The 12,490-nt window shown below is 65.5% G+C and carries 9 protein-coding genes; 7 read left to right on the top strand and 2 right to left on the bottom strand.

The window, feature by feature from the left end; genetic code table 11:
- Window positions 1-9: 9 nt before the first annotated feature.
- Window positions 10-1,410, bottom strand: a complete 1,401-nt coding sequence (locus tag RQH62_RS07225) for an undecaprenyl-phosphate glucose phosphotransferase (RefSeq protein ID WP_311268073.1) — start codon at window positions 1,408-1,410, stop codon at window positions 10-12.
- A gap of 358 nt (window positions 1,411-1,768) precedes the next feature.
- On the opposite strand from RQH62_RS07225, the gene RQH62_RS07220 reads away from it, so the two are divergent.
- Genes RQH62_RS07220 through RQH62_RS07195 form a run of 6 tightly spaced genes read left to right on the top strand, consistent with a single transcriptional unit; the run spans window position 1,769 to window position 8,533 of the window.
- Complete coding sequence (locus RQH62_RS07220; protein ID WP_311268072.1) at window positions 1,769-2,599, top strand: hypothetical protein; 831 nt, start codon at window positions 1,769-1,771, stop codon at window positions 2,597-2,599.
- Window positions 2,589-4,070 carry an O-antigen ligase family protein gene (locus tag RQH62_RS07215; protein ID WP_311268071.1) on the top strand — a complete coding sequence of 494 codons (1,482 nt, stop codon included), beginning with the start codon at window positions 2,589-2,591 and terminating at the stop codon, window positions 4,068-4,070. The genes RQH62_RS07220 and RQH62_RS07215 overlap by 11 nt, the downstream gene beginning before the upstream one ends.
- The gene (locus RQH62_RS07210) at window positions 4,067-5,455 is read left to right on the top strand and encodes an oligosaccharide flippase family protein (protein ID WP_311268070.1); all 1,389 of its coding nucleotides are present in this window, start codon (window positions 4,067-4,069) and stop codon (window positions 5,453-5,455) included. The genes RQH62_RS07215 and RQH62_RS07210 overlap by 4 nt, the downstream gene beginning before the upstream one ends.
- Window positions 5,452-6,552 carry a glycosyltransferase family 4 protein gene (locus tag RQH62_RS07205; RefSeq protein ID WP_311268069.1) on the top strand — a complete coding sequence of 367 codons (1,101 nt, stop codon included), beginning with the start codon at window positions 5,452-5,454 and terminating at the stop codon, window positions 6,550-6,552. Before RQH62_RS07210 ends, RQH62_RS07205 begins: the two co-directional genes overlap by 4 nt.
- Complete coding sequence (locus RQH62_RS07200) at window positions 6,549-7,505, top strand: glycosyltransferase family 2 protein (protein ID WP_311268068.1); 957 nt, start codon at window positions 6,549-6,551, stop codon at window positions 7,503-7,505. The genes RQH62_RS07205 and RQH62_RS07200 overlap by 4 nt, the downstream gene beginning before the upstream one ends.
- Entirely contained in the window at window positions 7,502-8,533 is a 1,032-nt protein-coding gene (locus tag RQH62_RS07195) for a UDP-glucuronic acid decarboxylase family protein (protein ID WP_311268067.1), read from the top strand. Before RQH62_RS07200 ends, RQH62_RS07195 begins: the two co-directional genes overlap by 4 nt.
- Here RQH62_RS07195 and RQH62_RS07190 read toward each other — a convergent pair.
- Window positions 8,514-9,623 carry a ThuA domain-containing protein gene (locus tag RQH62_RS07190; RefSeq protein ID WP_311268066.1) on the bottom strand — a complete coding sequence of 370 codons (1,110 nt, stop codon included), beginning with the start codon at window positions 9,621-9,623 and terminating at the stop codon, window positions 8,514-8,516. The two genes, RQH62_RS07195 and RQH62_RS07190, sit on opposite strands and share 20 nt — an antisense overlap.
- A gap of 213 nt (window positions 9,624-9,836) precedes the next feature.
- Here RQH62_RS07190 and galB point away from each other — a divergent pair, with 213 nt between their 5' ends.
- Window positions 9,837-12,464, top strand: coding sequence for a beta-galactosidase GalB (galB, locus tag RQH62_RS07185; protein WP_311268065.1), 2,628 nt, complete (start codon window positions 9,837-9,839; stop codon window positions 12,462-12,464).
- Window positions 12,465-12,490: the final 26 nt, after the last annotated feature.

Raw genomic sequence — 12,490 nt, 5'->3', positions numbered from 1 at the left:
CGCCGCCCATCAGAAGGCGTTCCGCTGCACGAACGGCACCGCCAGCGTGCGCGCCAGGATCTGAAGGTCCAGCCACAGCGACCAGCGGCGCAGATAGTCGATATCATGAACGACCCGCTGCGCCATCTTGTCATGCGTGTCCGTCTCGCCGCGCCAGCCGCTGACCTGCGCCAGACCGGTGATGCCGGGCTTGATCTTGTGCCGCACGGCATAGCGATGGATCAGCGGACGGAAATTATCGTCCAGCGCGACCGGATGGGGGCGCGGCCCGACCACCGACATGCTGCCCAGTGCCACGTTGATGAATTGCGGCAGTTCGTCGATTGAGGTACGCCGCAGCAGCGCGCCGACCCGCGTGACCCGGCTGTCGCCGCGCCGCGCCTGTACGAAGGCGTCATCCTCCGTCACCCGCATGGACCGGAATTTCCAGATACGAAACGGCCGACCGTCCAGCCCATAGCGCGTCTGGCAAAAGAAGACCGGCCCGCGCGTCTCCAGCTTGATCGCGATCGCCGCCAGCAGCGCGACCGGCAGGATCAGCGGCAGGGCAATGAGGGTGAGGGCAATATCCTCCGCCCGCTTCACCCAGCGCATATGCCCTTCGAACGGCGATTCCACGATGCTGACGACCGGCTGGCCGTAGACATCGTCCCAGCGCGCGCCGACCAGATCCAGCCGGAACAAGGGCGGGCAATAATAAAGCGAGGCGGTGGTGTCGCCGAACCGGTCCAGGATAGCCTTGATCCGCTGTTCCGCCGCCATCGGCAGCGTCACATAGATGCGGCTGACCGCGCCCGCCCGCGCCAGTTCATAGAGGCGGTCGACCGGCCCGCCGAAATCCTGCGGCGACAGGGCGGCGGTGCGATCGTCCGACGGGCGGCGATCGTCGAACACGCCCAGCGATCTTATGCCCATCCAGCGTTGCCGTGCGAAGACATCGCCCAGCCGCTGCGCAGTTTCGGTCGCGCCGATGAAGGCGGCGCTGCGCTGGTCATGGCCGACGCTACGCCACAGCCGCAAGGCCAGACGCATGGCGATATGAAACAGGACGATCGCGCAGAGCGACCCACCATACCAGAGCGCAGCGGCCGGCGCCCATGCCTGTGCCTGCGCCAGCGGCAGGTCGCCCAGTAGCGCGAACAGCGCCATGATCCCTGCGAAACTGATCGACCAATGGGCGGTCAGGTCCGCCAGTTCATGGCGCAACCGCACGATCCGCCAGGACCGGCTGAGGTGGAAGAAGGATGCCGTCCATTCCAGCACCGCGATGCAGAGCAATGCGTCGATGATCCACGGCCGGGGTGAGAAAGGTTCGGTGGTGAGCGCCAGGCACAGCAGGATCAGCCCGGTGTCGACCAGCCGGCACAGCCGCACGAACAGCGCGCCGAACTGCTGGAACATCCCGCTCATCCTGAAATCCGCATCCCATTGGTGGGTCGGCATGGCTGCAACGCTCCCATCTCAAGTAAATCTAATGATAAAATATGTAAAATACGCAATATATGAATTATAATTTGCGAAAATTACCAACAAATCACCGTATTTATTTCGAATCATCATATGATGAAAACAAAAATGAAAGATGAGTCATAGGCACGTTAACCAAGAAATTTTGAATCGTGCCAATTTGCGACATTAAGGTTTTGGGATATTGCCGACAGTAAACCGATATTTATTATTTTGTCTGATCAATTTATTTCGATTCGATATTCGCGATCGAAAGAAGAGAGCTGCGACCATCACGGTCGGGAAAGGGGCAATCGGGCGGATGCTGTGCAGATGGGGCTATCACCGGGCCGATCCGGCGGCTGCCTGGAATGGCGGCATCGGCTTTTCCCGCTGCCTAGGCTGCGGCGCGGAACTGGTGCAGCGCCCCGGTACACGCTGGGCACGGGTACCGCGCGGCTATGCGGTCGTGTGGCGCCCTGCTGCGGAACGACCGGCGCTGACCTGCAGCGCATCGTCTTCTTCGCCGATCGCTCGATTGTCGCAGCGTCTGCGGGATCATCTGCACGCGCCGATCGAGCAGCCTTCGCGCCGCTATCGTTATCTGGCGCGCAGGCTCGGCGATGCGCGGACGATCCTGCTCAGCGCATTATGTGAGGCCGATGCCGCCAATGATGTCCTGCTGCTGCTCGCTGCCATGGTGCAGCAGGAGCAGGGAGGGCGGGTGTTGCTGGTCGATGCGACGCTCGCCGATGATGGGGTGGGCGCGCTCCTGGGCGCTGATAAGCAGCCCGGCCTCTCAGACATACGGACCGACGATCCCTGGTCGGCGGTAGAGGCGATGCGCCTGCTGGCGCGGCCGGACATGGTTCTGCTGGGCGCCGGCCTCAACCCTGCCGCCGGGCGGCCGGAGCGGATCGCCGCGATGCTGCCGTTTCTGGCCGATCGGTTCGACCATATCCTGATCCAGCAGCGCGGCATCGGCAGCGACAGCCGCAATCTGGCACTGGCGCGTGCCGCCGATCTGGTCTGGACGCTGGCGGAGGAAGGGCGATCGCCCATGGCGCGCCTGCACGAAGCGCGTGACGCCTTTCGCGCGCATGGCATTGCACCGGCCGGTCTGATCCTCACGGTGCCTGCGCATGATCGCTGACGCGATCCGGCCCGGCCGCGCGCTGATGGTAGCGGGGTCTGCCAGCGCAGCGGCGCTCGTCGTCGCGGCGGGCCTCTCGTCAGGGCGCGCGCCTGCGCTGGCGGCCGTTGGTGCGCTGGCGCTGGGCGGCGCGCTCTGGGCCAGTGGCAACCCGCGGCTGGCCTGCCTGTGGGGTGTGGGCCTCACCGCCCCGCTCGGCATCGCCAAGCGTTTCCATCCCATGCCGCATATGGGCGGGGCGGGCGCCTATGCGATCGAGGCGGTCGACCTGTTCCTGATCGCCCTGTTGTTCTTCCAGTGGCGCGACGCGCGACATGGCGGTCCTCGCATGATCCTGCCGCCGCTCGCTTATGGCTGGATCGCGATGATCCTGCTCGGCTTGATTGATGCGCTGACCGGCCCCTATCGCCAGTTGGCCTTGGTGGAGGCGGTGCAGATGGTCAAGTCGCTGGCCCTGTTCCTGCTGTTGATCGGCGAATTGACGCGGGTGCGCCGTTTCCTTCACCTCTTCGCCGCCTTGGCGCTTGGCCTTGGCCTGCAAGCGGTGGTCGGCATTGCCCAATATGCAAAGAAGGGCGATATCGGCCTGCAATTTCTGGGCGAGGCGACGATGACCACGCTCGAATATGCCAATCGCGCCACCTATATGGATGGCGGCGCGACCTTCCGCATCGGCGGGCTGCTGGGCCATCCCAATATATTGGCGGGCTATATCGCGATGCTAGCGCCGATGCTGCTGGCGATGCTGATGACGCGCCTGTCGATGGCGCGGAAGCTGGCGATCGGCGCGCTGCTGGCCACGGCGCTCCTCGCCCTGCTGCTCACTTTGTCGCGCTCGGGCTGGCTGGCCTTCGCCTTGGCCGTGCCGATCGTCATGGGCCTGATGCTGCGCGAGCGGCGATCGCGGCAAAGGGCGCTGGCGGGGTCGATGGTCGCACTGGCGACTGGCCTTGCCGGCGCGCTGGCCTTCGCCCCGGCGATCGTCCGCCGCTTCACCCAGAGCGATCCGGGCGCGGTCGATTTTCGCTGGGACTGGATGGGCGTCGCCTGGGCCATGGTGCGCGATCATCCCTTGTTGGGCGTCGGCCTCAACAGCTTCGTCCTGCACCTGCCCGGCCGCACGATCCATGGCGGACCGGACGGGCTGACGCGCAGTTTCGGCGCCAACTGGCCGGTGGTGCATGACATCTATCTGCTGATCTGGGCGGAGCAGGGGACGATCGGTTTCGCCTGCTTTGTGATGCTGTTGCTTGGCCTGCTGCGCACCGCCTGGTCCAATGCGCGCCACTGCGCCGACCCGCTGCTCTTCGCCCTCAATGCCGGGGCGTTGGCGGGGCTGTGCGCCAATCTGCTCGACGGGTTTGGCAGCTTCTTCCTGCGGCAAATGCCCGGCGCGCGACTCTTCTGGATTCTCGCCGCGATCATCGTTGCCATCCAGCTCTGGCAACGCCGCAATGGGAGGGTCGCATGACTCGCCTCCTGAAAAACAGTGCCACTCTGGTGGTCGGCCGCATCGCCCTGTCAGCCATGCGCATGATCGCGGCGCTGATCGTGGCGCGGCTGGCAGGGGCAGAGGATTTCGGCGCTTATGTGCTGCTGATCAGCCTCATCGCCTTGGCAGAATGGCTGGTGGATTTCGGCCAGACCGACATGGCGGTGCGTGATGCCGCGCGCCGGGCGGGCCGGCAGGTAGCGGTGCTGGCCGCGCTGGCGCGGGCGAAGCGGGTGCAGGGACCGGCGGTCGCGCTGCTCCTGCCGCTAGGGCTGTGGCTGGCGGGGCAGGATCGAGCGATCCTGCTGGCCGGCTGCGCGGGCAGCGTGGCGGTGCTGGCGACAGCGGCGATGCAACCGGCTCGCGCAGCATTGCGTCTCGCATTGCGGATGGATCGGGATATCGGCGCGGAACTGGCCGGCGTGGCGCTCATGCTACCGCTGCTGGCGATCGCCTGCCTCTACCGCGCGCCGCTGTCGCTGCTGATCGGCAGCTTCGCCCTCGCGCGGCTGGCACAGGCCCTGTTGGTCACGCATTGGGCCGGTCCTCTGAAACAGGCGCAGGGCAGGTTCCCTATCACCCGCCTCGTGCATCGCGCGCTACCGCTCGGCTGCGCCGGGCTGCTGGTGCTGCTCTATGACGCGCTCGCGCCGCTGCTGCTCGCCCACTTGCTCGATATGCGCGCGGTCGCCCTCTATGCGGCGGCGGCGCGGTTCATCATGCCGGTGCTGGTCGCGGTGCAGGCGGTGGCCAGCGCCGCCTTTCCCCTCATAGCCCGCGACTGGCGGCGCGATCCCGCTGCCTTCGCCCGGACGCAGCAGGGCACCCTCCTACTGTCGGTCGCGCTGGCGGCCCTGATGTTCGCCGGCATCCATGGTGGCGCGGGCTTTTTGATGGGGCTGATGGGGCCAGACTTCGTCGCTGGCGCACCGCTCCTGCAACTCATGGCCTGGACGCTGTTGGCACGCGCAATCACCACCGCCATGTCGCCGCTGATCGTCGTTGCCGGGCGGCAGGGGCGGGCGATGCTGCTCACTATGCTTTCCCTTGCCGGCCAATGCGCCGCCCTGTTCCTGCTGGTACCAGTCATGGGGGTGATCGGCGCGGCCTGGGCTTGCCTGCTGGTCGAACTGCTGCTCGGCACCATCGCCGTCAGCTGGATCGCGCAGCATGTGACCGGCTTGACCATCGACTGGCGCTCGGTCGCCGCCCTGATCGGCAGCGCAGTGGTTGCCGCGCTGCTGGTCGGCGCCAGCCCATTGGCCGGTAGTTTGATGGGAGGCGCAGCGGCCGCCGCCATAGTGCTGGCATTCATGGCGCTGTCCATGCCCCGCTGGCGCCATTTTGCAGGAGGCCTCGCATGACCCCCCGCATCGCCATCGCCTGCCCCGGCGTCGGCCTCGTCCAGCGCGGCTTCGAGCGCCTGTTTCTCGACCTGTTCGACGAGATGCGCGGCGACTTCCCCATGACCCTGTTCAAGGGCGGCGGAGAGGTTCGCGCGGGTGAGGTCGTCCTGCCCTTCCTGCGGCGCGGCGGCACAGCGATCCGCTATCTGCCGCTCCACCGGCTGATGGGCCGCACGCCGATGCACGCCGAATGTCTGACCTTCGCGCTGGCCCTGCTGCCGCACCTGATCGGCGGGCGCTATGATGTCGTCCATGTGATCGACCCGCCGCTGGCGCGCCTGCTCTTCCATCTGCGCCGGGTGCTGCACCTGCGCTTCGGCCTTCTCTACACGGAGGGGACGGCGATGCCCCCGCGCGACTATCCCCCCTGCGACCGGCTGCACCAGATCAGCGCGGCGACCTTCGCCGATGCCGTAGCACAGGGCCATGACCCGGCGCATATGGCGCTCGTCCCTTGCGGCTATCGTCCCGACCGCTTCGTCGCCAGCGCCGACCGTGCCACCCTGCGCGCGCACCACGGCATCGCGCCCGACCGCTTCGTCATCCTGTCCGTCGCCGCGCTCAATCGCGGGCACAAGCGAACCCATCATCTGGTGGATGAAGTAGCCCAGATGCCCGGCGATCCGCTGCTGTGGCTGGATGGTAGCCTGGATCATGGCGACCCGGACCTGCCAGCCTATGCCCGCGCAAAGCTGGGCGACCGGGTGCGCGTCACCCATGTGCCAAGCGCGCAGGTGGCGGATCTGTTCGCGCTGGCGGACGTCATGCCCCATGCCGCGACCTTCGAAGCCTTCGGCCTTGCCATCGTCGAAGCGGCGGCGGCGGGCCTGCCGGTCATCCTGCATGATGCGCCCCATTTCCGCTGGCTGCTGCCCAATTCCGCCTGCTGGATCGACATGACCGCGCCCGGTGCCCTCGCCACGCTGCTGACCCGCATCGCCGCCGACCCCGCCGAACGGCACCGCCGCCAGATGCAGGACCATGCCCGCGCCACCTATGACTGGGCGGCGCTGCGCCCGGCCTATGCCGATCTCTACCGGAGCATGATGCCATGACGCGCCTTGCCATCATCATCGTCAACTGGAATGTCCGCGACCTGCTGCGCGATTGCCTTGCCGCCATCCCGCAGGCGACATGGCGCCCGCCCGGCGCCATCGACACCATCGTCGTGGACAATGATTCGGCGGATGGCAGCGCAGCCATGATCCGCGCCGAATTTCCCTGGGTCCGCCTGATCGAAAGCGGCGCCAATCTGGGTTTCGCCGATGGTTGCCAGCTTGGCTATGAAGCGACCGACGCGCCCGTCATCATGCTGCTCAATCCCGATACGGTGGCCGATCCGGGCGCCATTGCCACCATGCTGGACACGATCCTTGCCGACCCGACGATAGGCATCATCGGATCGCGCCTGCGCAACAGCGACGGCAGTTTCCAGCGCGCATCCGGCGGCGCCTTCCCGACGATCGCAAACCTTGGCTGGAACTATCTTTTTCTGGGCCGCCTGCTGCCCCGCCGCTGGGCGCCACCCGCCGTCTATCTGGACGACGACCCGCCGGGCCTCCGCCCGATCGACTGGGTGTCCGGGGCTTCGCTCACTTTCCGCAGGGAAGCCGTCGGCCTGCGCATCTTCCACCCGGCCTTCTTCATGTTCGGCGAGGATATGGAACTCTGCCATCGCGTCGCGCGCGCCGGCTGGCGCGTCCTCTATTCCGCGCGCCAGACCATCACCCATCATCATGGCGCCAGCTTCGCGCGCCAGCCCTCGCTGGAAATCCTCGCCAGCGTCTACAAGGGGCCACGCTTCTTCTTCCGGCAAAGCCATGGGCCGCTCGCCCGGCTCGCCTATGACGCCATTCTCTTCGCCGGCTACGCGATCCGCTGGGCGGGCTTCAGTCTGCTCGCCCTGCTGCGCCCCGGCCGGGGCCATAGCGCGATGGCGCGCTTCAGCCGGACCTATCTGGCCGCCATGGCCGCCACCATCTTCCGACAGAAAGGAGCGACGCGATGAACAGGGGTATCAAGCGCATATTGGTGACCGGCGGGGCCGGTTTCCTGGGATCGCATCTGTGCGATCGTCTGGTGGCGCAAGGGCATGATGTGCTGTGCGTCGACAATCTCTTCACCGGATCGAAAAGCAACCTCACCCAACTGCTCGGTCGGCCCAATTTCGACTATATGCGCCACGACGTGACCTTCCCCCTCTATGTCGAGGTGGACGAGATCTACAATCTGGCCTGCCCGGCCTCCCCGGTGCAGTACAGCATCAACCCGGTCCAGACGACCAAGACCAGCGTCCATGGCGCGATCAACATGCTCGGCCTTGCCAAGCGCACCGGCGCGAAGATCCTGCAAGCCTCCACCAGCGAAGTCTATGGCGACCCGGAGGTCCACCCCCAACAGGAAGACTATTGGGGCCATGTGAACCCCATCGGCCCGCGCGCCTGCTATGATGAGGGGAAGCGTTGCGCCGAAACCCTCTTCTTCGACTATCATCGCGAAGGGCGGGTGCGGATCAAGGTGGCGCGCATCTTCAACACCTATGGCCCGCGCATGGACCCGGCGGACGGGCGCGTCGTATCGAACTTCATCTGTCAGGCGCTGCTGGGCCAGCCCATCACCCTCTATGGCGACGGGCAGCAGACCCGGTCCTTCTGCTATGTCGATGACCTGATCGACGGGCTGATCCGCCTGATGGGCAGCGCGGATGCGATCACCGGCCCGATCAATATCGGCAATCCCGACGAATTCACCATGATCGAACTGGCCGAAATGATCCTGGCGCTGACCGGATCGCGATCCCCGCTCATCATGCGCCCCTTGCCCGCCGACGATCCGCGCCAGCGCCGTCCGGACATCAGCCGCGCGCGCGACATGCTGAATTGGGAACCGACCGTGCGGCTGCACGAAGGGCTGAGCCGCACCATCGCCTATTTCGATGCGCTGCTGGGCGGCGCGGCCAGCCCCGTACTGCCGCTCGCCATGCCGGGCGATATCGTCCTGCCACCCGCCTATCCGGTCAACCGGCTGGGGGCGTAATTGCCGGGCAGGCGGACCGGCGCGACGATGCCCATGCAACGGCATTTTCCAGCATGGTGACATAATGGGGGTCGGCATAGGTTTCGGGGCGATGACCGATGCCGGAATAAAAGACCCGGCCCTTGCCGACGCAGCGGGTCCAGGCGATCGGATGGTCGCCCATTGCCAGCGCGCCGGGCTTGTAGCTGCCCTCGTCCAGCGTCGCGATGACGGCGCTGCCGGGGCGCGGGTTGGCGGTGAAGCTATACCATTCGTCGTTCATCACCCATTGGTCGGGCAGGCCAGCCGCGATCGGATGGCTGCGCCCTTCGACCACCACTTTGGCGTCCTGAAACTGTGGGTCCATCGGGTGCCCGGCAAATTGGGTGCCGACCAGCGTATCGACATACCAGGGCCAGAAGGTGGACGGATCGCCCGATGATCCATGCACCGCGACATAGCCGCCGCCCCGTTCGATATAGGCTTTGAACGCCGCCCGCTGCGCCAGCGTCAGCACGTCGCCGCTGACATTGTTCCACACCACCGCGTCGAACTGGCACAGCAGAGCCGGCGTCATCACGCCACCCTTGTCGCTCACCATTACGGCCCAGCCCTTGCGCTGCGCCATCGCCTGAAAGGCGGCGCGGGCGGCATCGACCGAGGGACCGTCGCGAAAGCCGTTGATCTTCTCGAAGATCAGCAATCGGGGTTTGCCCTTGGGCAGCGTAATGGCCGGGCGATCGTCATCATAGCGGGCACAACGCGCCACCTTGTCCGCCTCCGTCACCGGCAGGGCGCGCAGTTTCGAGTCCAGCGCGGCCATCTTGTCGGCTGGCAGATTCTTCATCTTCGCCAGTGCCTTCAGATTCAGGATCGCCGCGAAGGTCGGCGACTGCGTCGTGAAGAAGCGCGGGGGCAGGGCAGTAAATATCTCCGGGGCGTCCGCCTCCAGCATCGCCTTGGCGGGCGGGCTGAGCAACAGGTCGACGATCGGCGATTCTGTGGAAAAGGGCGCATCGCGCAGCGCACAATCGGTGACCGGTCTGGCCGATACAGCTGCCGGCAATGCAGCCAGCATCAGGGCCACGCCAACGGCCAAGGCATTTTTCATGTCTCTCTCCCACGCTTGTTTCGCTTGTCCTAGCCTGCGCTGCGACGCACGGAAAGCCGATCCGTGCGCCACTTCATGGCTTGCCAAAGGCGCCGCTATCGCTCAGAGTAATGATAACGCTACCAGTCACAAGCATATGGGGAGAGAATGATGAAAGACCTGTCCAACTCGTTGTCGCATTGGCGACGACTGGCCTCTCTTTCCGCGGTCGCGATGGCGTCTCTCCCGGCCGCACTTCTCGCGGCTGACAGCGTCTCGATCAGCAAGGACTGGCGCTTCACCAAGGGCGATCCCGCCGGCCTCACCACCGATCTGCGCTATGACGTCCGCCCGCCGATCGAGGATGCGGGCGATGGCAAGCTGGCCGACACGCCCGCCGACGCAGCCGTGAAGGTGGATGATAGCGGCGCCAAGGTGCTGAAACCCTGGATTCTGCCCAGCGCCAACCCGTTCATCAAAGACCCCGCCAAACATCATGTCCGCCCCGCCGGCAATCCCGGCGGCGACGTGCCCTATGTGCAGGCCGGTTTCGACGATAGTGCGTGGACCCATGTCGATCTCCCGCACGATTGGGCCATCGCCGGCCCCTTCATCAAGGACGGCCCTTATGGCGGCATGGGACGTCTGCCCAGTTGGGGCATCGGCTGGTATCGCAAGACGCTCGACATACCGACAAGCGCCAAGGGTCAGTCGATCTTCCTCGATGTCGAAGGCGCCATGTCCTACGCCACGGTCTGGCTGAACGGAAAGCTCGTCGGCGGCTGGCCCTATGGCTATAACAGCTTCCGCCTCGACCTGACGCCTTATGCGGTGCCGGGTGGCAAGAACCAACTCGCCATCCGCCTCGACAACCCCGCCGCTTCGGCGCGCTGGTATCCGGGCGGCGGCCTGTATCGCGACATCTACCTCACCACCGCGAACAAGGTCCATGTCGGCCAGTGGGGCAGCACCGTCCGCACGCCGCAGGTCAGCAAGGAACGCGCCACCGTCGACCTTAGCCTGACCCTCGACAATGATGGCGATAAGCCCGCACAGGTCGATGTCGCGACCACCCTCTATGCGCTGGACGCCAGGGGCAAGCGCATCGGCCGCCCCGTTGCCAGCATCGCCAGCCAGTCCGCCAGTATCGCGCCGGGCGAAAAAGCCGTGCTGAGCGGCTCTGCCATCCTCACTAATCCGCGCCTCTGGGGTCCGCCGCCCACGCAAGCGCCCAACCGCTATGTCGCCGTTTCCACCGTGACGCAGGGCGGCAAGACGATCGACACCCACGAAACCCGCTTCGGCGTGCGCGATGTCAAGTTCGATCCCGACAAGGGCGTGATCGTCAATGGCGAGCATATCCCGCTGCGCGGCGTCAACAATCATCACGACCTCGGCGCACTGGGCGCCGCCTTCAACGCCCGCGCGGCCGAGCGCCAGCTCGAAATATTGCGCGACATGGGCACCAACGCCGTGCGCATGAGCCATAATCCCCCCGCGCCCGAACTGCTCGAACTCACCGACCGGATGGGCTTCCTCGTCATGGACGAAGTGTTCGACAGCTGGGAAAAGAAGAAGACCCCGCACGACTTCCACCTGATCTTCCCCGACTGGCATGAGGCCGACGCCCGCGCCATGCTGCGCCGCGACCGCAACCATCCCTCCATCATTATGTGGAGCGTGGGCAATGAAGTGGGCGAGCAATATGATGGCGAGGCGGGCGCGAAGATCGGCCGCGAACTGGTCGCCATCGCGCATGAGGAAGACCCGACCCGTCCCGCCACCGGCGCGATGAACTTTGCCAAGGCGGATATGCTGCTGCCGACGACAGTGGATGTCATCAGCCTCAACTATCAGGGCGCGGGCATTCGCGGCATCGTCGGCCAATATCCCAATTTCCGCGCGAAATTCCCGGACAAGGTGATCCTGTCCACCGAAAGCGCCTCGGCGCTTTCCAGCCGCGGCGAATATATGTTCCCGGTCGCGGGCGCCATCAGCGGTCCGGTGCGGCCATGGTCCGGCGGCAATCCCGACACGCATCAGGTCTCGGCCTATGAACTGCATGCGTCCGACTTTGGCTCCTCACCCGACCGGGTCTGGGCCGCCGACGACCAGAACCCCTATGTCGCGGGCGAATTCGTCTGGACCGGCTTCGACTATCTGGGTGAGCCGACGCCTTATTACACGTCGCGCAGCAGCTATTCGGGCATCGTCGATCTGGCCGGTTTCCCCAAGGATCGCTTCTGGCTCTATCAGGCGCGCTGGCGGCCGGACCTGAAATTCGCGCATATCCTGCCGCACTGGACCTGGCCGGATCGCGTCGGTCAGATCACCCCCGTCCATGTCTTTTCTTCGGCGGACGAAGGCGAACTATTCGTCAACGGCAAGTCGCAGGGCAAGATCAAGAAGCGCGACTATGAATATCGCTTCCGCTGGGATTATGTCGTCTACGAACCGGGCGAGGTGAAGGTCGTCACCTGGAAGAAGGGCCAGCCCTGGGCGACCGAGACGATCCATACGGTAGGCGAGGCGGCGAAGCTGTCGCTCACCGCCGACCGTTCCGCCATCGCCAGCGACGGCCGCGACCTGAGCTTCGTGACGCTCAAGGTCTTGGACAAGGATGGCAATATCGTTCCCGCCGCCAAGCAGACAATCGACTTCACGATCGAGGGGCCGGGCGAAATCGTCGCCACCGACAACGGCGATCCGACCGACATGACCGCCTTCCCGTCGACGAGCCGCGATGCCTTCAACGGGCTGGCGCTGGCGATCGTGAAGGCGCAGCGGCCCGGCAAGATCATCCTGCGCGCAAAGGTGCAGGGACTGACCGAAACCCGGATCGAAATCAGCGCCGGACGATAGGCGCAAAAAAGGGGCGGCTCCATCGG

The organism is Sphingobium sp. WCS2017Hpa-17, from assembly GCF_031843765.1.
In the GTDB taxonomy this organism is placed as follows: domain Bacteria; phylum Pseudomonadota; class Alphaproteobacteria; order Sphingomonadales; family Sphingomonadaceae; genus Sphingobium.
Note: the sequence above shows the minus strand (reverse complement) of the source record. Positions and strands in the feature narration are given on the sequence as shown.